A 25,052-nucleotide genomic window follows, 5' to 3' on the forward strand; every position below is an offset into this window, starting at 1 on the left:
ATGCTGACAACAAATCCGAGCATATTTTCATTAGCTTTAACGGTTGAAACTTAAAGGTTCCGGAACTTTATAAACTACCACTAATAGCCGTAGGAATGAGCTAAAAAAGGCGTATTCGTAAAATAGATATGATGACAAAAAGTTTAGGTAATGTTAGAGCTTAGCCACTTGATCATGATGGTACAGTTCGTGGAACTGCAAAAATTGATAATTTTTAAGGGTTTTCTCTATAAAGGTAAAGCCGTACAAGACTTCAAGGTGCTTAAACTGCTTAATGTTGTAGTTAAGGATATAAATTTGTAGATGTTATAAGTATTCGATTTGTAATAAAAATTGTTTTTTATAAAGCGATACTTACCCTGAACACTATATTTATTCGACGAAGCAAAACAGAGCTAAAGTTTCCATCAGCACCTATGTGTTGGAAATATAGCTTGGTGCTATGCCTTTTCTGAAATCGATCAAACTTAAGAGCCGAAATAAGCTTATATTTTATGGTTATCAAAAAGTTCTTTAGGAAAAAATTCCCCACTAATTGTTAATCCCTATCGTCGTTCTTTTAGTATTCGAGGTTATAAGGGGTTAACTCTGCGCTTCAGTGTTATGCAACCTTAGATTATGTAACTGCAGCAGGCCGAGCTTATTTCAAAATTTGAGTAGTGTTATTGATTATAGATATCAGTGAGCCTTACCTAAACATTGGGAACCTCACCGTGAGCCTTTTAGAAAATCAGATTGGCGGTATAGTAAATAAATCTTTGATGATAAAAATGTCACCTTACGTCACACAGATAAAATTAAAGCGTCGGTTATGGTTGTTCAAGGAATTGAAGGCTTAAGTGTAGTTATGTAGCACAAGACCGATTTACATGAAGCACAGACAAAACAGTAGGAAATTTTGTCTGATGTTGAATGGATCATGAAAGAAATTTAAGAACGAGCCTTTTAATAGCAAGAAAATAAAGTTGAGCTTTATACAAAAATGAAAAAGCTTTTAGAAAAAAATACGAAATAATAGGTTTTCTAATAAATATAAAAATCCCGAATTTAAGCTGGTTATCTTGGTTTTGGTTTTTTATTATTTCGAATATATGAATTAATGTGAAATATATGTGACGTTACTTTTCTTCAAATACTTATATGTATGAAACTTAAAATTCACATTTAAAATCAATGGTTAAAAAGCTGTTGACCAAATGTTGTTCCTGATATTAGTATTTAATTCCCTTAAAGGGTACTAGTACCTTTTATGGGTTTAAATAAATTAATAGAGTCATAACATGGATATGACCAGGGAGATTCAAATGTTAAATAATAAAGTTTCAAAAGCAGTGCGTTTAGCAATTGCTTTTGGCGCAGCATCAACGTCAGCATTTTCAGTTTCTGCAGTGGCTGCAGATGAAGGTGCAGAAAAAGTAGAGCGTATCGAAGTAACGGGGTCACGTATTCGCTCTACTGACCTTGAAACAGCACAACCAATCCAAACAATAAGTCGTGAAGATATTGCTAATCAAGGTTTCACATCTGTTATTGATTTGATTGAAAATATGTCTGCAGCTGGTTCACCGCCAATCAGTCGTTCTGAGCCATTAGTGTCTGGTGAGAATGTGGGTGGTAACTACGTCAACCTTCGTAACTTAGGCGCCAGCCGTACTTTAGTTTTAATCAATGGTAAGCGTTTGGGTATTACTACCTCTGGTTATCAAGATATCTCGGCTATTCCAATGGGAATGGTTGAACGTATTGATGTGTTAAAAGATGGCGCGTCTGCAATGTACGGTTCAGATGCAATGGCTGGTGTTGTTAATATTATCACTCGTAAAAACTATGAAGGTCTTGAGTTCACAGTATACGGCGGTGGCTATGACGATGGTGATGGTGAGAAGAAAAACATTAGTATGGTCACTGGCTTTTCGGGAGAAAAGGGTTCAATTACTTTAGGTGCTGAGTGGCGTGATGAAAGTGATGTATGGGCGAGAGACCGTTCTTTCTCAGAAGTGTCATATCCAGGTTATGATATTCCAAATAACCGTACTTTAGTGGGTCAATATGGTCGTTTTTATTATAATGATCAATGGTGGGTTGCTAAGCGCCCAGGCAATGCTTCATCTTTTGACGATTTTGAACCGCAAACTTATGAAAATGGTTCAAGTAATTCAATTGACCAAATGCATTTAGAAACGCCTTTAAGTGCACGCTCTCTTTATATCAGCTCTAACTACGATATTACTGATAGTGTAAGTTTTACAAGTGATATCGGATATAGTGAACGTGAAGCGTTACGTCAGGTAGCAGGTTATCCATATCAATCAGCGTCAGATGGCTTTGTGTTAAGTGGTGATAGCTATTTTAACCCAGTTGGCGAAGATGTTTCATTTACTCGTCGTGGTTGGGAAGTTCCACGTACAACTGAAAGTAATCAAGATACTTTACGTTTTACTGCCGCATTAGAAGGCTCTTTCGAGTTAGCTAATCGTTATTTTGACTGGGATGTTGGTGGTGTTTACAGCAAGAGCACAACTGTTCAAGTAGACAACGGTAACTTCTATAAGCCTGCTATTGAAGCCGCTACTGGCCCTTCATTTTTAAACGCATCGGGAGAAGTTCAGTGTGGTACTGAAGATGATCCAATTTCATCAGCTGAGTGTGTTGCGTGGAATCCTTTAGCAGGCTTCGGTGCAGGGCCTGTTGAAAACTCGCTAGCAGATCCTGATGTACAAGACTTCTTGTATCCTACACTGCATTATCGTGGTGAAACTCAAACAACAATGTACTTTGCTAACATAAGTGGTTTACTTGCAGAGTTACCTGCAGGTTCATTAACTTTCGCTGTTGGTACTGAGTATCGTAAAGAGTCGGGTGAGTATAATCCTGATGCACTAGCGCAACTCGGTCAAAGTACTACTCTTGCATCTGGTGCAACGGGTGGCGGTTACGATGTTACTGAAGGTTACGCAGAGTTAAATGTTCCTATTTTATCTGATGTTGTTGGTGCTAAGTCTCTAAACGTTAGTCTTGCGACTCGTTACTCAGATTACAGTACTTTTGGTGATACAACGAACAGTAAAGTAGGCATTGAGTGGCGTCCAACTGATGATTTATTGGTTCGTGGTACTTGGGCTGAAGGCTTCCGAGCTCCAACAATTAGTAACTTGTATGGTGGTGGTTCTCAAACTTTTACAACAGGCTTTATCGATCCATGTGATTCAGTTTATGGTACAGCAGCTGGCTCTGCGCGCTGTTTACAAGATGTACCAGCTGATTACCGTCAGTTACAACAAGGCTTTGTGCCGACGACTGGCCCTGCAGCTCAAACACCAGTGCCATTCAATAGTGGTTCAAATCCACTGTTACAACCAGAAGAGTCTGTCAGTAAAACCGTTGGTTTTGTTTACAACCCAAGTTATGTTGAAAACCTTGATATCATCCTTGATTGGTGGAGTATTAAAATCACTGACACGGTAGTTTCTGACTCACCAAATGAGATCTTAAAAGATTGTTATATTGGCGGTGATGAATCACGATGTGCAATGTTTTCACGTGATCCGAACAACTCAATTGTTAACGATTTAACATATGGTACGCGCAATGCTGGTTTCACTGAAACATCAGGTATTGATCTATCATTAGCATATGCATTTGAAACTGGTTTTGGTGACTTCCGTGCAACTCTAGATAGCACATACTTACTAAAATATGATTCAAAATCGACAAATGATCCAACAACTAAAGTTGAATCAGATGTAGGTCATGGAGATACATTTAGAACACGTGCTAACTTTGGCTTGAATTGGACGTATGGAGATTTCAGTGCAAACTGGGCGATGCGTTATTTCTCTTCAATGCGTGAGGACTGTTATTTTGAAGACCGTTGTAGTGATCCAAACTTCCAACGTGATTGGACTAATGGTGTAGTTGTGCCTAAAAATAAAGTAGGCTCTACTACATTTAACGACCTACAGTTCACTTATAATACGCCATGGGAATCTAAGCTTTCTATTGGTGCTAACAATGTATTTGATAAACGTGGTCCTATTATGTACTCAGGCCCAAGTTCTACTTATTCATATTACGGTGGCTTTGATATTGGTCGTCAATTGTACTTCCGATACTCACAAAGCTTTTAATGTGTAAATAACAATAAAAACCCACTGACTAAAGTGGGTTTTTTTAGTTTAATTAACTGCTCTTGATTATTTCTTACTTCATACCCATTGGCTTTTGCAATAGTTTAGAGGTGGAAAATATGCGCATGCTATTTTTAAATAATTAACGCAATCTTTATTCGAATGGCGACTGTACGTCTGTATCGAATCATCTATTTGTTAATTTTTATAGTAGCTAGTTTTAAACAAAAATTGAGTATTTAAATTTCACTGCTAGAATGTATCTAGTTATTTACTTTTGCTTGGTTTAGTTCTGAAACGACGATTTCTCTTTTACCTCTATGCTATTACGCTTTTATTCTCTTGTATTGCTTCTGCGACGCAACTCAAAGCGGGTATCGTAAGTTATAATTTTTTTCCTTATCACACCCAAGACGCAAATGGTCAATATACTGGTGTAATTGTTGGTTACAGTAACGAAATAGCGCGTTTAGCTGGTGCCGATTTAGAGTACCGAGTTTACGACAGTCTTGACGAGCTTCTGGACGGACTTAAAGCTGGTGAAATAGACTTTGCGGTTGGATTGAATAAAACCACGCAACGTAAAAAACATTATTTATTTTCAACACCCTTTATGGAAGGTCCTCGAGGAATAGTTGTAAATCAATCTATTGCGAATAGTGCCTTAAAGAACTTTGCTAGTTTACGATGGGTTTGTATCACTGGGAGTTCGCATTGCGAATATCTAGCAGAAAATGGGGCGCTTTATATAAATCGCTTTATAAAACCAGATGATGCGTTTAAAAAAGTGGCGGATGGCTCATTTGATGCTTTTTTAGGTGATTATTCAGTTTTGTCTCATCAGTTAAAAAATCGTGGTAAAGACGGTCTTAAAGTTGTAAGTCCTATCTGGCTTTCTAGTGAAACATTTCATGTCATGTTCAACCAACAGAAGACGGCTTTACGTAATCAAGTTAATTCTTTTTTAGCATCTATCTCTCCAACCACGAAACAATTATGGGAAAGTTCGGCAAGTGAAGAATATTTGGCCGCAAAAGCCTATAGTCAATTCAAACGTGAATTCAATAAAGTAAGTGTGAAAGGCAACAATAATTATTTACTTACGTTCTCGTTTATTGATGGTTTGTTTCCAATTAATGACACAAATCAAATTGGCGAAGCTACAGGCTATTTAAATGATACCCTTGAGTTACTATCTGAACGAAGTGGGTTCCAGTTTAAATATATCCCTGCTGCAAATTCCAAAGAATTAGAAAGATTATTTTTAGCGAATAAGATCGATCTCATTCCGACGATGACACCAACAAGAATTAATGAAGGTGTTTTGATTGCTTTACCGCCGCACGTAAGCGTAGAAATGGTTTTAATTTCTAAACGTTCGAGTAAAACTCAGCGTATTGGTTATATAGATCTGTTTGCAGATCCAAAAAAGAAGCTGCCAAGTGCTGAGAATTTAGAAACGGTGTCATTTAGCTCAATTGTGACACTTTTTTATGCTTTGAGGAACGACACGATTGATAGTGTTATCTTACCGCAAAGCATTGCGGCATATCAATTAAATCAGTTTTACATAGGCGAATTTTATATCAACCCTAAATACCGATATAATCAGCCGATCTATTTCCTTGTGAATAAAAACTTTACTGAATTAGTCAGTTTACTTGAAAGCCTTTTCAAAACACTAACGAGCAATGACTTCAATCATATTGTCAATCGTCATGGTATTTTTAATATCGAGCGTGGATATGACAAAACCACCGTTAATACAACTGCAATTTTAACCTTAATTCTTATCTGTATTTCGATTATTTATTTTGTTAGCTGGCGGATTACCATAAACCGTGAGATTTCAAAACGAAAAGAGGCTGAGCAAGTTGCGTTAAGTAAATTGAACTTCACTCAAAAACTCATCGATGATTTACCTACAATGGTAGTGATACAAGATTCTGAGCAAAAAAGGATAATGTGGAACAAAGCCTATAAGGATAATTTTGCTCATTTATGGGACGAAAAAAAACGGTATTTACGTGACGAGTTAGCACAAGTTAGCCAGTTATTGACGCAGAATAAGCAAAGCTTGCACTCTGGAAAAGTTTTTAATCGTCAAATGAACTTTACCAATAAAGTAGGAAAGAAGCTTGAGCTTCTCTACACTAAAAAGCCATATCTTGGAGTTGATGGTCAGTTGGCTGGGATTATGACCGTCATCACTGATTTGACTGAACATCATAACCTTCAAAGGGAAAACCAAGCGGTTCAACAATTATTACAAACGATTACTGATACTATCCCTGGCGGGGTATTTCAGTATGAATATTATGATAATGGTGAAGGGTGTTATACCTATATTAGCAAAGGGGCGCAAAGTTTATTGGGGGTAACATCAAGACAACTCAATAGCCGCGGTATGACCGGATGTATTTCCCCTTGTATTGTTGATGAAGACCGGGTGCAAATAGCTAAAGCCTTTAAGCAAGCAAGTAAGCGCAAAGGCATGATTGATATTGAGTTTAGAATTAATAATCTTGGCCAAAAAGTTTGGTGCCGTTATATTGCCAATGCACAAACAAAAGGCAATGACATACAACAAGGGGTTAGGTGGAATGGTATCTTATTAGATATTAGCTTACTCAAACATCATCAAGTTGAATTAAATAAGGCCAACCAACAGGCGCTTCAAGCTGATTTAGTTAAAAGTCGTTTTATTGCGACGATGAGTCATGAATTAAGGACACCTTTATCTGGGGTAAATGGTTTTATTGAGCTTTTAAAATCATCACAAGTAGACAGTGAGCAATCTACTTTAATCGAACACATTGAGGTTTCAGTAACTAAACTACAAGGTTTAGTTGATGATATTCTATATTTTGCAGACACTAGTACGGGTAACATCGAAGTAGTGGTTGAGAATGTTGATTTGGAAACTCATTTGTGTCGCATTCTACGAGCACATGAACATCAGGCTAAACAGAAGGGACTTCATTTCAATTTAAATTGGCTGACTGCTGCTTACACATCGACATCGGTTGATATTAATCATTTAATGCATGTTTTATCACACCTACTAAGTAATGCAGTTAAATTCACAAGTCAGGGCTCAATAACTTGCGAGGTAAAGTTTGAGAAACAGTTGTTAAATATCACAATTACAGATACCGGTAAGGGGATGACAACTGAAGAGCTTGCTCAAATCTATAAACCATTTGAGCAAGCCGATAACTCTTTTCAACGCCAATTTGGCGGAACAGGCTTAGGCTTAGCGCTAGTAAAACAGCTGGTTGACGCGATGCAAGGCAGTATCACTTTGTCTAGCACATACGGCAAGGGGACGCATGTTTATTTATCTATCCCATTGCAACATACTAAAAAGCCTCAATTAAGCACATCATCTGGGTATTGGATTGTTTGTAGTAAAAGTGAAGAGCTGGTCCGGCTGCTTGGAACCATGGCAGTCAAACATACCATACTTGATTGGCCCTTGGAGTTATCTGAACTTAGTCAGACTGAAAATTTAATTATTGATGAGCAATACATGGTTGAGTTACTAGGAGAGCAGTGGCGTGCTAAAAAAGCAGGCATTGCTGCTAAGTATACTATTGTGCCATCAAGCCGAAATACTCAACAAGTAAATGATTGTAATTGTCATTTACTACCTATCGAACCACTTTATCCCGATTCATTACGAGAGCTACTTAATAATATTCATACCACCTTAGATATAATTAGCCCAGATAAAGCGCATTTATATGGCCAGATTTTAATTGCTGAAGATAATAAAACTAATCAATTATTACTTGAAAAACAATGTCAAAAATTAGGTATAAAAGCTGTAATGGTCGAGGATGGATTAGCTGCTTTAAGGGCGCTTGAAGAAGGGGACTTTGATCTACTCTTAACAGATTGCCATATGCCTCACTTAGATGGTTTTAAGTTAGCCGAACAGATCAGGACGATAGAAAAATTCCAGAACTTGCCAATTATCGGTTTTACTGCAGATGACTCTAAGACCTGCTTAAATATAGCTCTCAGCTCAGGCATGAACAGTGTTTTGTTTAAGCCGTATAAACTTAATGAATTGTATAATCGGCTTGCAGAATTTATTGATCTTAATAAAGACGATGAAAACATTATTACAGATAGTAAGAATGTAAGTTTGCAAGGGATCAAAGATATACAGCATTGGCTTAATGTTTTTGGTAACGAAAGTGATGCAAAAATGTTGGCAGAGGTATTTATAAATAGTTTGCAGGATGATTTGAGTACGTTAGAAGATCACCTCAATAGTGATGAGTTGGATAAAGTGTCTGCTGCTATTCATAAACTGAAAGGAGCGCTTGTCATGCTTCAATATCCACCTATCTCAAAACTAATTGTAGATACGGAAAAGACGTTTATTGATAATCATGATACTGCCATTGTTATTGATTTAATTACTGAGTTAAAAGACGTCATTGTTCAGATCAGAGCATGGGTATAATAAAAAGTTAGGATAAAGAATTAGAGTCGAATAGATTATTTTATGAATAGGGCATATACTAACTCATGTTTATACATTTTACTTAACTTTAATATTAAAGAGAGCTCTCAATGAAAGAAATCCGATCTTTTGTAAAATCTGCGTCATTATCTGAATTAGAAAAAGCAAAACAGCTAATCGACACAGCTATCGAGAAATATACTCAACAGCAAGAAGCTAAAAAAGAGGTACTCGATTTACTAAAAGAAAAAGGACTTACATTAGAAGATCTACAGGATGTAGTAACAACAGACAAACGCACTAAGGTTAAACCCAAGTACCGCATCGAATTTAATGGCGAAATTGTAGAATGGACAGGCCGTGGTAAACGACCTAAAGCATTCCAAGGTGTCGATTTAACAAAACACCTTGCTTAATTTTTTGCTTTAAAGAATACCAGGGGAAGCGTATGCTTCCCTTTTTTATGTCGATTATAGTCCGATAACATGAAGTACGTACTCAGACCCTACCAACAAGAGGCCGTAGAGCGCACGGTTGCTCACTTTCGACAAACAGATGACGCAGCACTAATTGTGTTACCAACAGGGGCTGGAAAAAGCCTGGTTATTGCTGAACTTGCGCGTATTGCCAAACAAAAAATTATGGTGCTTGCGCATGTTAAAGAATTGGTAGAACAAAACGCCGAGAAGTATATTAGCTTTGGCTTTAAGGCAAGTATTTTTTCTGCGGGGTTAAAACAAAAGTCATTAACGGAGCAAGTGACCTTTGCGAGTGTGCAATCATTGGCACGTAATACCGATAAGCTTACAGATGCTTACTCTTTGTTGATCATTGATGAATGTCATCGTGTCAGTGGTGATGAACAAAGTCAGTACGGGCAGGTGATAACGAGTCTAAAAAAACAAAACCCCAATCTTAAAGTACTTGGTTTAACTGCAACACCATTTCGTATGGGAATGGGCTGGGTTTATCATCATCACTATCATGGTTTTGTTAGAGGTGATAAAGACGCACCATTTAAAAAGTGTATTTTTGAGTTACCGCTGCGCTATATGATCAAAAACGGCTATTTAACGCCGCCTCATGAAGTCGATGCAGCTATTAGCCATTATGACTTTTCATCACTGCCGAGTGATTCATTTGGTCGTTACGGCATTGAGAATATGAATGCGTTATTAAAAGACAGCACCCGCGCGACAAAAGCCATTATCAAGCAAGTAATAGAGTACAGTGAACAGCGTCATGGTGTGATGATCTTCGCTGCAACCGTGATGCATGCCAAAGAAATTACTGGCTACTTACCTGAGGGTAGTACGGCACTTATCACCGGTGATACTGATAATAACGAGCGTGATCGAATTATTAATCAATTTAAAGCCAAAAAAATAAAGTATTTGGTTAATGTATCCGTACTCACGACGGGCTTTGATGCCCCTCACGTTGATTATATTGCGATTTTACGGCCCACCGAATCTGTCAGTTTATATCAACAAATAGTGGGTCGAGGCCTTCGTTTAAGCGAAGGAAAAAAAGACTGCTTAGTTATTGATTATGCTGGTAATGGCTTTGATTTGTTCTACCCAGAGGTAGGGAGTAAAAAAGCGCAAAGTGATAATGAGCCAGTTCAAGTGCTATGCCCTGGCTGTGGATTTGCGAATATTTTTTGGGGTAAAACTGATGGCGAAGGCAAAGTGATTGAGCATTTTGGTAGGCGCTGCCAAGGCTTGCTGGACGATGGTGAAGAGCAAATACAGTGTGATTATCGTTTTCGTTTTAAAGAATGTGAGCAGTGTGGTGAGCAAAATGACATTGCAGCAAGGCAGTGTCAGTCTTGTGGTGCCATGATGGCAGACCCTGATGATAAACTGCGGGAAGCGCTTAATTTAAAAGATGCTTTGGTATTAAGGTGTAGTGGTTTGTCGGCACAGTTGCTCGCAAAAGGTTTACTTAAAATTAGCTACTATGATGAAGATGGAGCTAGTTGTGATGAGGTTTTTAACTTAGCAAATGACACCGGGCGATTTATTTTTAATAAGCAGTTTGGTAAACGAGCAGCACCCGGTTTTACCCCAATGGATTGGCAAAGCGCGGAGCAGGTTGTTAATTTACAACAGCAACTACTTGCACCCGATTTTGTGATTGCGCGTAAAAATAAAAAATACGGTTGGAAAGTGGCAGAAAAGCTTTTTGATTATCAGGGCAGTTTTCGTAAGGCGAATCAACTAAGTTGATCCCCTTACGAGATGTAGGAGTGGCTTATTCTTCTTCGGCCATTAAACCCCAGCCATCGCCATATCCATTATGGCCATTAGCGATGCTTTCTAAGTATTGTTCTGTTTGGCTAAGTAAGGTGTGTTCTGGCACCATCTTCACACGGGTAATTACTTCCCACACCCCTGTATCTGGGCACTTGGTTAATTCTGTTGAAGGGGCAAGCTCATCACTTGTTATCGCTTTAGCAAATTTCTCTGCTTCAGGCTTTTGTTCAAAAAGAATATAGAAATCGATAGTTTGCATACTGGTTAAATCAACACCAGCGTCAGCAATTTCAGCTAATAATTGACCGTTTTCGTCATCAGGGAAGTGCATTTAGTCGCTCGTTCATTATAAATCTAGGTATTATCCGCTATTGTAGCGAAAATAATTGTTTAACGCGTACTAATTTTAACATTTCAATTATGTCAGTGGCTATGGCACTGTGCTAGTATCTTTTTGTACTCATTTTAGATTATGACTCTTCCAAAAAAGTAAGGATATTTTTTGTATACTCGGCATTTCTTTTTTGTCTTTGTTTTTTTCTGCTTTTCATACAGCCAGCACGCCATTAGTGCCTCAACTGTTATTAAAGATTACAAAATTCAGGGGATCAGTGGTGAGCTCGAAAAAAACGTTGAGCTTTACATTAAGCAACTAATTGATGAAAAAACCTCAAAGGCATTAAAGCGTCATGCTAAAAGCCAAGTAGAAATGAGTTTAAAAGCGCTTGGTTATTATAAGCCGACTATCAAAATTAGTTTTGATAACGCACAACAGCTATTAATTGTCGATGTTGAGCGTGGTCCTGTTACTCGAATCGCAGATATCAATGTAACCATTACAGGTGCCGGTAAAGATGACGCCGAATTTATGTCTGCCGTCAACAGCATCAAAATCAAACAAGGTGACTTTTTAAATCACGGCAAATATGAGGCCGCGAGAAAGCGCATCGAAAGCCAACTATTAGACTTAGGTTATTTTGATGCAAAATGGCATGAGCATAAATTGGCGGTATCGCTAAAAAATAATAGCGCAAAGATTATTTTTAATGTCGATACTGGGCCTCGTTATCAGTTTGGTGATATCACTATTGGTACTGAGACCCCGGCTGAAAAATACATTCGCTCGCTGGCTGAATTTAAACAAGGTCAGCCATATAAAGCGACTGACATTTCTGATTACAACCTAGCACTGTCGAGCACCCCTTATTTTGCCAGTGTCCGTGTGTATGCAGACATTGCAAAACGTAAAAACAATCAAGTGCCTGTTAATGTTGATGTATTACATAAACCAGCCAATAGCTATGAAGTGGGTGGCGGTTTTAATACAGATTTTGGCCCAAAAGTTCGCTTTAAATGGACTAAGCCATGGATAACGGAAGACGGTCATTATCTTGAAAGCAACTTAAATGTGTCAGAGAGGCAGCAAGATATTTCGCTAGGTTATACCGTCCCAGTAGACGACCCTAATGATGATCTTTGGCGTTTTTCGTTAGGCTATAAACTCGAAGATGGTGTAACAAATGACCTTTACAGTAAAATTTTAACTGGCCAATTACAGCGCCAGTGGCTAACCGAAGATGATTGGGTTCGAACCGCATTTATCCGCCGTGATTATGAAACCTACCGAATTGGAGAAGAAGAACAAAGTGCAAAAATGTTGATGCCGGGTATCAGCTACGCCAAAAAAGACACTGAGGGCGGAACGACTCCTTACGAGGGGTACCAATGGCTGCTGTCAGCTGAATTTGGGTTAGAGGACATGATGTCTTCAACTAATATCCTACGTTTACAACTGCAAAACGCATGGTTGAATACCTTCGCCGATCGTCATTTACTGTACTTAAGAGCTAATTTAGGTGCCATGCTGGTTGAAGATATTAATGACGTACCGTTATCGCTTCGTTTCTATGCGGGGGGGGATCAAAGTGTCCGTGGTTTTGCTTATGAATCTATTTCACCTGAAGATGAACAAGGTCGTTTAATTGGTGGTAAATACTTAATAAGCGGTACAATTGAGTATAACTATCAATTTGCCGAGCATTGGCGAGCAGCTTTATTTGTCGATAGTGGTACCGCAACAAATGATTTTAGCGACCGCGTCGAAGTCGGTGCTGGCTTTGGTTTTCGGTATTTAACACCGGTTGGTCCTGTACGTATCGACCATGCTTGGGGTTTAACAAAAGAAAGTAAAAGTACCCGATTAAGTATTACCATAGGGCCTGAAATCTAATGAAGATGTTAAAAAAGATAACCAAGGTTCTATTAATTACGCTGGCAAGTTTGCTAGTTATTGTGTTTTGTTTGTTATTCACCGCGCCTGGTAATCACTTTATTGCATTCACGGCGAATAAGTTAGTTGATGGCTTATCAATCAAGTTGCCATCTGGTCGTTTTTTATATAACGATGCGTTTGATGTTCACTTTGAAAATCAAAGCATCAAGTTTGATGCAAAGCAGCTAAAAATTGATTTATTTTGGTGGCGTTGTGATGGGGTTTGTCTTGATAATTTAAGCGCCCAATCGATTGATTTAAATATTAAAAATCAGGCAGCATCAACTGAGCAGAGCACTGAAACAGAACCTAATGTTGAGCAAGTCACACAAATTAGTTTACCTATGAAGGTCGTTGTTAAGCGTGTTGCAATTAATCGCTTTAATCTAGCGCACCCAAGTGCCGATGTAACAGTCAACAAACTAAACTTAAGTGCTCGCGGCGAAGCAACGGATTTAACAGTGGATACACTGACTATTGCTGATGTTGCTGTAATGCTGCACGAAACAAAAGAGCAGCCTAAATCAGCCCCATTAACTGAGTTGCCAGCATTGCCCGCAATTGATATTAGGGTCCCGATTGATGTTGAGCTAAAGCAATTTCAAATAAGTAAAGTTGCCATTACCCCTTATGGCGCAGAACAGGCTCAGCTTATTGAAAATATTGAATTGGTTGCCTCAGCCAAAGAGAGCGATATTAATCTTAAAAAGCTTGCTGCAAGCTATCAGCAATGGCAATTGCATACTAATTTAACGGCTGAGCTTTCTGGTGAAAACACTATTGAGGGGGCCGTGTCTGTAAAAAGCACTGAACATCAAGCTAATCTGTCGCTTTCAGGCCCGCTTGCGGATTTAAAGTTAAGTTTAGTAACGCAAGGAACATATCCTGCACAGTTAAAAGGGGCTGTGAATCTAAAACAAACAAATTACCCATTTGATTTAACAGGCCAGATAGCAAAGTGGCAAATTGCCACAGACACACAGCAGCTGCAATTATCGGACTTTGATTTAAAAGCCAAAGGCCATGCCGATGCTTATGCTGTCGATTTGAGTTTAGTCACGCAACTAGACGCATTACCTGAGATGACTGTGAAATCAAAATTACAGGGTAGTTTAACAAATGCAAAACTTGAGCAATTAAGCCTCAATGCTAATGACAGTAAAGCAGATATTAACGCATCTGTTGATTGGTCGAATGGGGTAAAAAGCGAATTTAAAGGGGCTTTAAGCCACTTAAAAGCCCAATATTTAACGGATGCTCTTAGTAGTGATTTATCTGGTGAATTCAATGGTTCATTTAACTTACAGGCAGGTGAGTGGCAGCTTGCGTTAGATAACACGCAATTAAATGGCTCTGTGAATCAAATTCCAGTGACTTTGTTGTCGGATTTTGAGCTTGATAGTAGCTTGCATGCAAGTTTTAAAAAACTTGAAATAAAAAGCGGTAAAAATGAAATTGCGTTATCGGGACAGGTGGATAAAGTATGGCGTGTCGACGGTAAATTGCGTTTAGATGCAAGTGATCAAGATGTTTTGCCTATGCAAGGCAAGGGCTTTGCTGATCTGAGTTTGCGTGGAGAGCGTCTTGAGCCTACTGTTGATTTAAGTTTAGTCCTGAATACCTTGAGTTATCAAGATATTCAGGTTGACGGTTTAACATTAAAAGGGCAATTTGATTACGCCGCAAACTGGCAAACGGATGTATCACTGGTACTTGATTCCGCATCGATCGCAGAGCACAAAATTAATCAAATTGAGTTAGATGCCAGTGGCGATAAAACAGATCACCATTTAACTTTTTTACTCGATGCAGATCAAGGCAAGGCATCATTCGATGTTGACGGTAAATTTAATAAAGAAACTTGGCAAGGTGCATTAAGTCAAATTCTTGTTACTGATAATCAGGTGCGCTTTGGCACTAATAAGCCAGTTAATATTCAAGTGAATACCAAAACCTTTGACTTTAATGTAGGCGCGCATTGCTGGCAAAGCGATAACTCAAAACTATGCTTTGAGACCTTGCAGCAAACTAAACAATTAGGTCAGTTAAATGCACAGCTTGCTGCGTTATCTATTGCTGAATTTAAACACTTCTTACCCGATAACTTGAAAGTAACTGGCGATGCAAACGGGGAGTTTGTTGCTAATTGGAATAATGGCGCATTAAAAACCATCCGTGCCAATATCAAAACTCAGCAGCTAGAAGCATCTTTAATTGATGGGGCAAATGTTTATAAATTACCAGTCGAGGTTTTAGAGGTCTCGGCAATGAGTGACGCGCAAGTTGGTAAACTTAATGCTACCCTTGACTCCTCTGTGTTAGGTAAAGTGACGTCCGAGCTCAACATTGATGATATTCAAAATCAGCAGAACTTAGCGGGCGACTTGGTTATTGAGAAAATTGAGTTAACAAACTTACGGCCTTTTATTTCGTCACTTGAGCAATTAACAGGCGACATTAAAGGCCGATTAGCTATTGCAGGCACCTTGAAAGAACCATTACTCAATGGTGACTTTGATGTCGAAAAAATCAATCTTGAAGGGGCAACCTTGCCTGTATCGCTGCAAAACTCTTATGTGAACATTGCCTTTAATAATCAAAGTGCAACGCTCAAGGGGGAGCTCAAAGATGCTGAAGGAGGCGCGCTCGATTTGTCAGGTGGGATTGATTGGCAGCAAGAACTACCAGACGTTGATGTGAAGTTAAATGGTAAAGAGTTTTTTGTTCGTGCTCAGCAAGATGTTACCTTTAAAGTGTCTCCAGATTTAACTATGTCGTTGAAAGATAATGCGTTTAATCTTGATGGCCAAGTCGTCGTGCCATGGGGGCGTATCGCCATTGAAGAGCTGCCAGAAGGTGCTGTGCAAGTCAGCGATGATGAAGTCATTGTTGATATTGAGCAGCAACAGTCAGAAAAAGTCCCTTTTGATTATGCTATTAACTTAAAGGTGTTGGTTGAAAATGATGTGCGCGTTGACTCGTTTGGCTTACAGTCGAAAGTTGAAGGCGACATCAACATCAGCATGGACCAAGTTACACCGATGATAGCAACGGGTGAATTGAACCTTGTTCAAGGCACCTACCGCGCATTTGGCCAAGATTTGATAATCCGAACTGGACAAGTTGGTTTTAGCGGCTCAATTGAGAAGCCTTACCTAAATATTAAGGCAATTCGTAACCCTGATAACACCTCGAATGGCGTGATTGCAGGTATTACCTTAACAGGTAATGTTGAACAACCTTCGTTAAAAGTATTCTCAGAGCCTGCGATGGATCAAGCACAAGCATTGGCTTATTTATTAAATGGGCAACCTCTTGATGAAGGAGATAGCTCGACCGATGCGATGCTCACTCAATTATTGCTTGCCCAAGGTGTTAACCGTAGTGAAGGAATGGTTTCTAAGATTGGCGAAAGCTTTGGTTTGTCAGATGTCAGTTTAAGTTCAAGTGGTAGTGGCGATGACACTAAAGTTGAAATATCTGGCTATGTTACTCCAGGTATTCAAGTTAAATACAGTGTCGGTATTTTTGATTCATTAAGTGAAGTGGCGGTTCGCTATCAACTGCTGTCGCAACTGTATATTGAGGTGACCAGTGGCTTGAATCAAAATGTTGATATTCTTTACAAGTTTGATTGGGACTAATACCTACGCTTGTGATTAAACATCGCTTTTACTTGCTTATTTAGGTTTAAGTTAATAGGCTGAATTGTCAATTACTTAAAAGATAATAATAATGAAATTAAGTCTATTAACCTTATGCCTTGGTGCCTTCTTAGCTGCACCAATTGATGTTGATGCAAAAGAAACTAGTCAAAAACGTTCTGCTGGCGAAATCATTATGACCGCAAGTAGTAGTGAGTGGCGAAAAGTCAGTGCCGAAAACGTCATTAAATTAACCTTACCTACGGGTGCGGCTTATATCGAACTAAACGATGAATTAGCGCCCATTCACGCAAATAACATGCGACAGCTTGCCAAAGAAGGGTTTTATCAAGGCTTAAGTGTGTATCGATTTGTTGAAGGGTTTGTCGCGCAGGGCGGGGATGCTAGCGAAAGTAAACCCGTTAAAAATGCCAAAAAAGGGTTACCTGCTGAGTTTTATCTACGCACAAAGACGCCTTTAGCGATTACAGAGCTTAAAGGGCCTGATGGCTATGCCACTAAAACGGGCTTTTTAAATGGCTTTGCTGTGGCACAAAACCAAAGCCAAACAGAAACATGGCAAGTACATTGCCCAGGGGTCTTTGCCATGGCCCGCGATAATGATATCAATTCGGGTGGTACCGAATTTTATGTAACCATTGGCAATAGCCAGCGCTATTTAGACCGTAATATCACCGTGTTTGGTCGTGTTTTAGAAGGCATGGAACACTTTAATTTATTGCAGCGAACAGCCACTGAAGGTCAGGCATTTAACCCCATCACCGATATGCAAGTATTAGCAGATATTAAAGACACTGATAACAGTGAATTTCGGGTGATGAAAACAGACTCAAATGCATTTAAAGCCCTCATTGAAGCACGTAAAAACCGAGTAGAAGCGTGGTTTGTTGAAAGCCCCAATTTTATCGATGTGTGTGCAATGCCAATTCCAACCGAACGGATTAAATAAAGCCATGACCACCTGATAGATTATTTGATACAATATCAGTCTATTGGTTAAGAAATATAAGGGTATCGGGTGGTTAACCTAGGTCCGCTGTTTGGCGAATTAAAAACGTGTTTACGCAAAGATCAATTCATCTTCAAAAAACGCCTTCATGGCATCAAAAAAATCAACGATGAAACTAAGCAAGCGAGCATAGCGCAAAAAATAGCTGAAGATATTAGCCGTTCGCAGCAATTGCGCGAGCAACGTTTGACTGCCTTACCTAAAGTGACCTACCCAGAGCAACTTCCTGTTAGCCAAAAGAAAGATGATATTAAACAGGCGATTGCCAATAACCAAGTGGTGATCATTGCCGGTGAAACAGGTTCTGGTAAAACGACGCAGATCCCAAAAATGTGTTTAGAGCTTGGCCGCGGTGTTGATGGATACATTGGCCACACGCAGCCTCGTCGACTCGCGGCTCGAAGTGTCGCGAATCGTATTGCAGAAGAAATGCAATGCGAGCTAGGTCAACAAGTGGGCTTTAAAATTCGCTTTAGTGACCAAGTTTCTGACAATAGCTACATTAAATTGATGACAGACGGTATTCTGCTGGCTGAAATTCAACAAGACAGATACCTAAACCAGTACGATACCATCATCATCGATGAAGCCCACGAACGTAGTCTGAATATCGATTTCATCTTAGGCTATTTAAAAAATTTACTGCCAAAACGTCCTGACTTAAAAGTTATTATTACCTCAGCAACAATTGACCCTGAGCGCTTTTCTAAACATTTTGACGATGCACCCATCATTGAAGTATCAGGTCGTACTTTCCCCGTAGAGGTTCGTTACAGACCAACTACTGAAATCAATAAAGATGAGATGGAAGCGGATGGTGACCAATTACAGGGTATTTTTGATGCCGTTGACGAGCTGTGTGATGAAGGTCCCGGCGATATTCTGATTTTTATGAATGGTGAACGAGAAATTCGCGATACCGCCGATGCGTTATCAAAGCGAAACCTCAAAGGCACCGATGTTTTACCGCTATATTCGCGTCTATCAAACGCTGAACAGAACCGAATTTTTGCGCCGCATAGCCGCCGTCATATTATTTTAGCTACCAACGTGGCTGAAACATCACTAACGGTGCCGGGTATTCGCTATGTTATCGACCCAGGTACCGCGCGTATCAGCCGTTATAGCTATCGTACCAAGGTACAACGATTACCGATTGAGCCAATTTCACAAGCCAGTGCCAATCAGCGAAAAGGCCGCTGTGGTCGTATTGAAGCGGGTATCTGTATTCGTTTATATAGCGAAGACGACTTTAATTCGCGTCCAGAGTTTACTGATCCTGAAATTTTACGCACCAACTTAGCCTCTGTTATTTTGCAAATGCTTGGTTTAGGGCTTGGCGACATGCAACAGTTCCCGTTCGTGCAAGCGCCAGATAGCCGAAATATCAACGATGGTTTAACGCTACTTGAAGAACTCGAAGCCATTAAGCCAGCTAAACGTCATAAAAAGACTGAGCTTACTAAATCAGGCAGAAGTTTAAGCCGTTTACCTGTTGATCCACGTTTAGCGAAAATGGTGCTGACTGCCGATGGCTTAGGTGCACTGCGTGAAGTGATCATTATTGTTGCGGCATTGTCGATTCAAGACCCAAGAGAGCGACCACAAGAAAAACGCGGTGCAGCGGATGAAAAGCACGGCCGTTTTGACGATCCAGATTCAGATTTTATCGCCTTTTTAAATTTATGGAATTACCTTGAAGAGCAGCAATCTGAATTGAGCAATAGCCAATTTAGAAAGTTATGCCAAAAAGACTTTTTAGCCTATATGCGTATTCGCGAATGGCAAGATATTGTTTATCAGCTATCAACGGTGTGTAATGAAATGGGCATGAAGGCCACTACCAATGTTGCTGATAGCGAACGAATCCATCAATCTTTATTGAGCGGTATGCTAAGTCATATTGGTTTTAAAGATGAAAAACAAATTTATAAAGGCGCACGCAACAGCCAGTTCCATATTTTTCCAGGCTCAGGATTATTTAAAAAGAGCCCAAAATGGATTATGTCGGCTGAGCTTGTTGAAACCAGCAAACTTTATGCGCGGATCAACGCACGCATAGACCTAAAATGGGTTGAAGGCTTTGCACAGCATTTAGTAAAGCGCAGCTACAGCGAACCGCATTGGGAGAAAAAGCCGGGTGCAGTTATCGCGTTTGAACAGCAAACCCTGTATGGCCTATTAATTGTTAATAAGCGCCGCTGTGTTTATAGCAATATTGATCCAAAAGTAAGTCGCGAGTTGTTTATTCGCTCGGCGTTGGTAGAGCAAGAGCTGGGTCAAAATGAAGGGTTTTTACACTATAACCAAGAGTTAATTGAAGATATTCAGGTTCTTGAAAATAAATCTCGCCGCCGTGATATCTTGGTTGATGAACAAACCTTATTTGAATTCTACGACAAGAAAATTCCGCAAGATGTAAATAATCGTGCTGCGTTTAATAAGTGGTGGAAGGGACAAAAACAAAAAGATAAGCGCTTTTTGCACATGTCTCGAGAAGAATTAATGCAGCATGGTGCCGATCATGTCACCGAGTTCGATTACCCAGATACATGGCAGCAAGAGAACTTGTTATTACCACTGGCTTATCATTTTGATCCAGGCCAAGCCGTTGATGGTGTTGCAGTACAAATTCCGGTAGCACTGTTAAACCAAGTGCAAGAAACTGGCTTTGATTGGCATATTCCTGCATTTAGACATGAATTAATTTGTGCGCTTATCAAGTCGCTACCAAAAACGATCCGTCGCAACTTTGTGCCTGCGCCAAACTACGCCGATGCGGTACTTGCTGCAATCGAGCCGATGCAAGGCAACTTAATTGATGCAATTAGCACGCGCTTATTACGTATGACAGGTGTGCGTGTTGAGCCAGATGCATGGGATTTATCAACCCTTGCTCCGCATTTACGCTTACAGTTTGAAGTACGCGATGAACACGATAAGTTACTCGCTCGCGGTTTAAATTTATCTAAACTAAAAGCTCAGTTACAAGGTAAGGTAACGGATACCTTATCGAAAGTAGCCGACAAGGGCATAGAGAAAGCTGATTTGACCGAGTGGAGTTTTGGTGAGTTACCAAGTTCTTACGTGAAAAAGCAAGGTCAATACGAAATCAAAGCGTTTCCAGCGCTGGTGGATAAAAAAGACTCAGCAGCGGTTGAGTTATTTGATAATGAACACAAAGCTCAGCAGGCGCACCAACAAGGTTTACGTCGCTTAGTGTTATTAAATGTGCCATCACCGATTAAGTATTTACAGCAAAATTTACCGAATAAATCTAAATTAGGTTTGTACTTTAATCCTTTTGGTAAGGTCAATGACTTAATTGATGACTGTATCGCTGCAGCCGTCGATAGCCTACTAACTAAATATGGCAACATCCGCACTGCAGATGCGTTTGTAAAAGCGAAAGAGCAAATTCGTGGTGAGCTTGGTGACACGGTGGTTGAGATTGCCACCCAAGTAGAGCAAGTGCTAAGTATTGCACATGGCTTAAATAAACGGATGAAAGGACGCGTTGATCTAACCATGATAACAGCGCACGGTGATATTAAATCACAGTTACAAAGCTTAGTGTTCAAAGGCTTTGTTAGCCAGCATGGGGCAGCAAAGATGACGGATTTAATTCGTTACTTAAAAGCCATTGAACGCCGCTTAGAAAAGCTACCTGTTGACCCTAACCGCGATAGGTTGTGTGTACTTGAGCTTGAAAAAGTAGCCGAGCAATATCAAAAACTAGCGAACAAAATCCCTAAGGGAATGCCAATTCCTGAAGAGATCAGTGCGATATTTTGGATGCAACAGGAGTTACGTGTTTCTTTATTTGCACAAACACTAGGGACACCTTATCCTGTATCTGCTAAACGTGTTTTAAACGCAATTAAAGAATCTGAGTTATAATACTAAGGAATGAGCAATGGAGGTGTCACCTCCTTGCTTGACGCTAAAACACAGATGCTAAAAGGAGGTTATGTGGGCATTGAAAAGGAAAGACCAATCTCAGTTCCTGAACGGGCGGTAAATCGACCGCGACCAACTATTTTGGTCGTCGATGATGAATATTTTAATTTTGAAATGCTCAAAGCAAGCCTTGGAAATGAGTTTTCGTTAAGTTATGCAAATTCAGGCGCATCGTGTTTAACGTCTGCCATTGCGGAGCCACCAGATGCTATACTGCTCGATGTTTGTATGCCAGGCTTAGATGGTTATGATACGTGCCGCTTACTAAAAAACACCCCAGAAACAGCGCAAATTCCTGTTGTCATGGTGTCTGGTCTTGAAACCGAGCTTGAACAAAAAGCGGGGTTTGATGCCGGTTGCGACGCCTATGTAGTGAAGCCTTTTTCTGTTAAAACATTAATAGAAAAAATAAAAACACTGGTATAGGAGGCCATATGTTTCATGAGGAGAAACGCGATTTTCGCCGCATGCAAATTCATACCCCTGCAAAACTGATCCCATTAGATGCAGTTAATGGCGAAGAAATTCAGGTTACGTGTACTGATTTAAGTGCAACAGGGCTGGCAATACACCTTGATGAAGTCTTAGAAATTGGTAGTCTTTATCGGGTGCTAATTGCTTCGACTAGCACGGCGATTACTTCATTTGATGCAACAGCCCGTGTAATTCGGGCAACCAAGGAGCAAGATGGCTCCTTGAGTGCCGGGTTAGAAATTGTAAGTTTTAATTAGTAAACCTTACAGATCAGGCCTTTCAGATAAAAGCCTTCTGGGTAGCTGCCAGCAATCGGGTGGTCGGCAGCTTGATTTAGTCGTTCCATGATCAACAAGTCTTTACCTGCATCAAGGGCTGCATCCGCAACCACTTTTTGAAATAAATTTTGTTCCATTAATCCAGAGCACGAGAAGGTAAGTAAAGTGCCACCTGGTTTTAAGATTTGCATCGCAATCATATTAATATCTTTATAACCACGGCAGGCACCGGTTAACTGCGCTTTGTTGTCAGCAAATTTTGGTGGATCCATAACAATAGTATCAAATTGCACACCTTCATCACGGTATTGGCGCAACAACTTAAAAACATCTTGTTTTACGAAATCAACTTTCGATAAATCAAGGTTGTTATGCTCAACGTTACGCTTTGCTGTATCGAGCGCTGGCTGTGATACATCAACGTTAGTCACGTGCTTACAACCACCACGCAAAGCATATAGCGAGAATGTACCTGTGTAGCTAAAGCAGTTTAATACCGTTTTGTCTTTAACAAAGCGCTCAAGGGCTGCACGGCTATCACGTTGGTCTAAGTAAAAGCCAGTTTTGTGGCCTTCAAGAATGTCTACTTCGAGTTTTAAGCCATTTTCTTCAATGATGACTGGCTCAATTGGTTCCTTGCCCCAAAGTATTCCCTTGATTGGCTCAAGGCCTTCTTTAGTGCGTACATCAACGTCTGAACGTTCATAAATATCGCAGCCCGGAAAAATAGTCATCAGTGCAGCAACAATTTCACCTTTATGGCGCTCTGCACCTGCACTAAGTAGTTGGCACACCAATACATTATCAAATTTATCGATAGTGATGCCTGGCAAGTAGTCAGACTCAGCAGCGCTTAAACGAAAACCCGTTAAACCGCCTTCGCTGATCACCTGTTCACGCGCAGCATAGGCACGGCGTAAACGTTTTTCAAAAAATGCTTGGTCAATTACTTCGTTTTGATCGAAGCTCCATACGCGAGCGCGAATTTGCGATTGCGGGCTGTAAGCTGCAATGGCTAAAAACTTGCCGTCATTGTCATAGATAGTGACAGTATCACCTAGTCCTGGCTTACCTTTTACTTTTTTAATGGCTTTTGAGAACACCCATGGGTGTTTTCTTTTTAATGATTTTTCTCGTCCAGCTTGCAGGTAAATAGCAGATGACATAGGGATTCTCGCGTCAAACAAAAGGGGGCATAGTTTAATGAAGCACTGGCAAACATACAATGAATGTTTTGAACAAATCTAGCAACCACGCTAAAGTAAGCATAATTTCAATCAGTAAATGGTGATAGCCAGTATATGCAGCCAAAAATAGACTTTGCAGCGTTAGAAACTCAATGTCGAGACTTTATTTTGTCTTTACTCCATGCCGATGTCGCACACGATATTAGTCATATCGAACGAGTAGTGAGGGTTGCAAAACAATTGTGTATTGCCGAGCAGGCAGAAATGGCCGTGGTGTTACCCGCAGCTTGGTTACATGATTGTGTTGCGGTTGCAAAGAACCACCCAGATCGGGCAAAAGCATCGACCATGGCCGCAGACAAAGCGCTAAGTTTTTTAGCCTCAATTAATTATCCTGAGCAGTATTTTAGTGCTATTCATCATGCTATTGCCGCACATAGCTTTAGTGCCAATATCAAAGTACAAAGTGTCGAAGCGCAAATTGTGCAAGATGCAGACCGAATGGATGCATTAGGTGCAATCGGGGTGAGCCGCTGCATGAAAGTAGGGGGCTCAATTGGTCGCTATCTGTATCATAAAGACGATCCATTTTGTTTAAACCGCGAACCTGACGATACAAAATACACCCTCGATCACTTTTTTATTAAGCTGTTACACATTGGTGAGAGTATGAACACGCCATCAGCAAAAGATGAAGCCAAACGACGTACAGATTATATGCTCGATTTTTTAGAGCAGTTAAAAACAGAAATAGGTGAGTAACATGGCTATTCCAGCTTTGTGTGGTGTTGATCATTGCCACTTAAATGTTGATGACTTAGCGGTTGCTGTAAAATGGTATCAACAAGTACTTGGTTTTAATGTGATACCGGAACTTGCATTTTGGGATGAGGGAAAAGGCCCTTTAACCTTAGAAGATCAAGCAAAAACAATTCGTTTGGCACTGTTTGAAGCTGACGGTAGAAGCAAAGGTATTGCTTTTGGCGCAAATGCAACACAGTTTTTAGCATGGCTTGAGCATCTAGCTCAGCTTGATATTAAAACTGTTGTTGCCGATCATGGTGTTACTTACTCAATGTACTTTAAAGATTGTGCTGGTAACAGCCATGAAATAACCTCTCATGATTATGAAGCTATAAAATCAGCTCTTACCTAAAGGTATTAATAAATGCACTTTTCATAGTGTATTTTAACCTTCATGCCACTTCGCCTTATAAAAATCAAGCAATACATTTTTCACTATCCTTCATACGGCGTTTTTACTCATTTTCACGTTGTTGTTACCTTTCGATTTGTTTCATTTTGATTCGTTATTTTTCATTTTGTGTTTTTTATTTGCGATTCT

14 protein-coding genes are annotated in these 25,052 nt (G+C 39.8%); 12 read left to right on the forward strand and 2 right to left on the reverse strand.

The features are described 5' to 3' along the window. The first annotated feature begins 1,304 nt into the window (after positions 1-1,304). The 4 genes from IMPJCBKJ_RS07970 to IMPJCBKJ_RS07985 all read left to right on the forward strand — a co-directional run bounded on the left by IMPJCBKJ_RS07970 (position 1,305) and on the right by IMPJCBKJ_RS07985 (position 10,835). Positions 1,305-4,127 carry a TonB-dependent receptor gene (locus IMPJCBKJ_RS07970; RefSeq protein ID WP_054553672.1) on the forward strand — a complete coding sequence of 941 codons (2,823 nt, stop codon included), beginning with the start codon at positions 1,305-1,307 and terminating at the stop codon, positions 4,125-4,127. 277 nt (positions 4,128-4,404) lie between these two features. Beyond that, positions 4,405-8,604: a transporter substrate-binding domain-containing protein gene (locus tag IMPJCBKJ_RS07975; RefSeq protein WP_166339716.1), complete on the forward strand. Its 4,200-nt coding sequence runs from the start codon at positions 4,405-4,407 to the stop codon at positions 8,602-8,604. 110 nt (positions 8,605-8,714) lie between these two features. Beyond that, a complete protein-coding gene (locus IMPJCBKJ_RS07980; protein WP_054553670.1) occupies positions 8,715-9,020 on the forward strand; it encodes an H-NS histone family protein in 306 nt (101 codons plus the stop codon). Between the two features lie 69 nt (positions 9,021-9,089). Next, positions 9,090-10,835, forward strand: a complete 1,746-nt coding sequence (locus IMPJCBKJ_RS07985) for a DEAD/DEAH box helicase (RefSeq protein WP_166339718.1) — start codon at positions 9,090-9,092, stop codon at positions 10,833-10,835. A gap of 25 nt (positions 10,836-10,860) precedes the next feature. Here the strand turns inward: IMPJCBKJ_RS07985 and IMPJCBKJ_RS07990 are convergent, their stop codons facing one another. After that, complete coding sequence (locus tag IMPJCBKJ_RS07990) at positions 10,861-11,193, reverse strand: ribonuclease E inhibitor RraB (protein WP_054553668.1); 333 nt, start codon at positions 11,191-11,193, stop codon at positions 10,861-10,863. A 171-nt stretch (positions 11,194-11,364) separates the two neighbouring features. On the opposite strand from IMPJCBKJ_RS07990, the gene IMPJCBKJ_RS07995 reads away from it, so the two are divergent. The 6 genes from IMPJCBKJ_RS07995 to IMPJCBKJ_RS08020 all read left to right on the forward strand — a co-directional run bounded on the left by IMPJCBKJ_RS07995 (position 11,365) and on the right by IMPJCBKJ_RS08020 (position 22,499). Continuing rightward, positions 11,365-13,092: an autotransporter assembly complex family protein gene (locus IMPJCBKJ_RS07995; protein WP_054553667.1), complete on the forward strand. Its 1,728-nt coding sequence runs from the start codon at positions 11,365-11,367 to the stop codon at positions 13,090-13,092. Continuing rightward, complete coding sequence (locus tag IMPJCBKJ_RS08000; RefSeq protein ID WP_166339720.1) at positions 13,092-16,778, forward strand: translocation/assembly module TamB domain-containing protein; 3,687 nt, start codon at positions 13,092-13,094, stop codon at positions 16,776-16,778. The genes IMPJCBKJ_RS07995 and IMPJCBKJ_RS08000 overlap by 1 nt, the downstream gene beginning before the upstream one ends. 91 nt (positions 16,779-16,869) lie before the next feature. Beyond that, positions 16,870-17,748, forward strand: coding sequence for a peptidylprolyl isomerase (locus IMPJCBKJ_RS08005; protein WP_166339722.1), 879 nt, complete (start codon positions 16,870-16,872; stop codon positions 17,746-17,748). Positions 17,749-17,817: 69 nt separating this feature from the next. Beyond that, a complete protein-coding gene (gene hrpA / locus IMPJCBKJ_RS08010; protein ID WP_166339724.1) occupies positions 17,818-21,708 on the forward strand; it encodes an ATP-dependent RNA helicase HrpA in 3,891 nt (1,296 codons plus the stop codon). Between the two features lie 72 nt (positions 21,709-21,780). Then, the gene (locus tag IMPJCBKJ_RS08015; protein ID WP_316247579.1) at positions 21,781-22,194 is read left to right on the forward strand and encodes a response regulator; all 414 of its coding nucleotides are present in this window, start codon (positions 21,781-21,783) and stop codon (positions 22,192-22,194) included. 8 nt (positions 22,195-22,202) lie between these two features. Continuing rightward, positions 22,203-22,499 (forward strand): PilZ domain-containing protein, encoded by a 297-nt coding sequence (locus tag IMPJCBKJ_RS08020; protein WP_054553663.1) that lies wholly within the window; start codon positions 22,203-22,205, stop codon positions 22,497-22,499. Here the strand turns inward: IMPJCBKJ_RS08020 and IMPJCBKJ_RS08025 are convergent. Further along, entirely contained in the window at positions 22,496-23,686 is a 1,191-nt protein-coding gene (locus tag IMPJCBKJ_RS08025) for a class I SAM-dependent methyltransferase (RefSeq protein WP_138618615.1), read from the reverse strand. The genes IMPJCBKJ_RS08020 and IMPJCBKJ_RS08025 overlap by 4 nt on opposite strands. Positions 23,687-23,821: 135 nt before the next feature. Here IMPJCBKJ_RS08025 and IMPJCBKJ_RS08030 point away from each other — a divergent pair, with 135 nt between their 5' ends. Next, positions 23,822-24,469 carry an HD domain-containing protein gene (locus tag IMPJCBKJ_RS08030; protein ID WP_054553661.1) on the forward strand — a complete coding sequence of 216 codons (648 nt, stop codon included), beginning with the start codon at positions 23,822-23,824 and terminating at the stop codon, positions 24,467-24,469. After that, entirely contained in the window at positions 24,462-24,863 is a 402-nt protein-coding gene (locus tag IMPJCBKJ_RS08035) for a VOC family protein (RefSeq protein ID WP_346774157.1), read from the forward strand. Before IMPJCBKJ_RS08030 ends, IMPJCBKJ_RS08035 begins: the two co-directional genes overlap by 8 nt. Positions 24,864-25,052 lie beyond the last annotated feature (189 nt).

The organism is Pseudoalteromonas sp. MB47 (assembly GCF_011319765.1).
Classification (GTDB): Bacteria; Pseudomonadota; Gammaproteobacteria; order Enterobacterales; family Alteromonadaceae; genus Pseudoalteromonas; species Pseudoalteromonas simplex.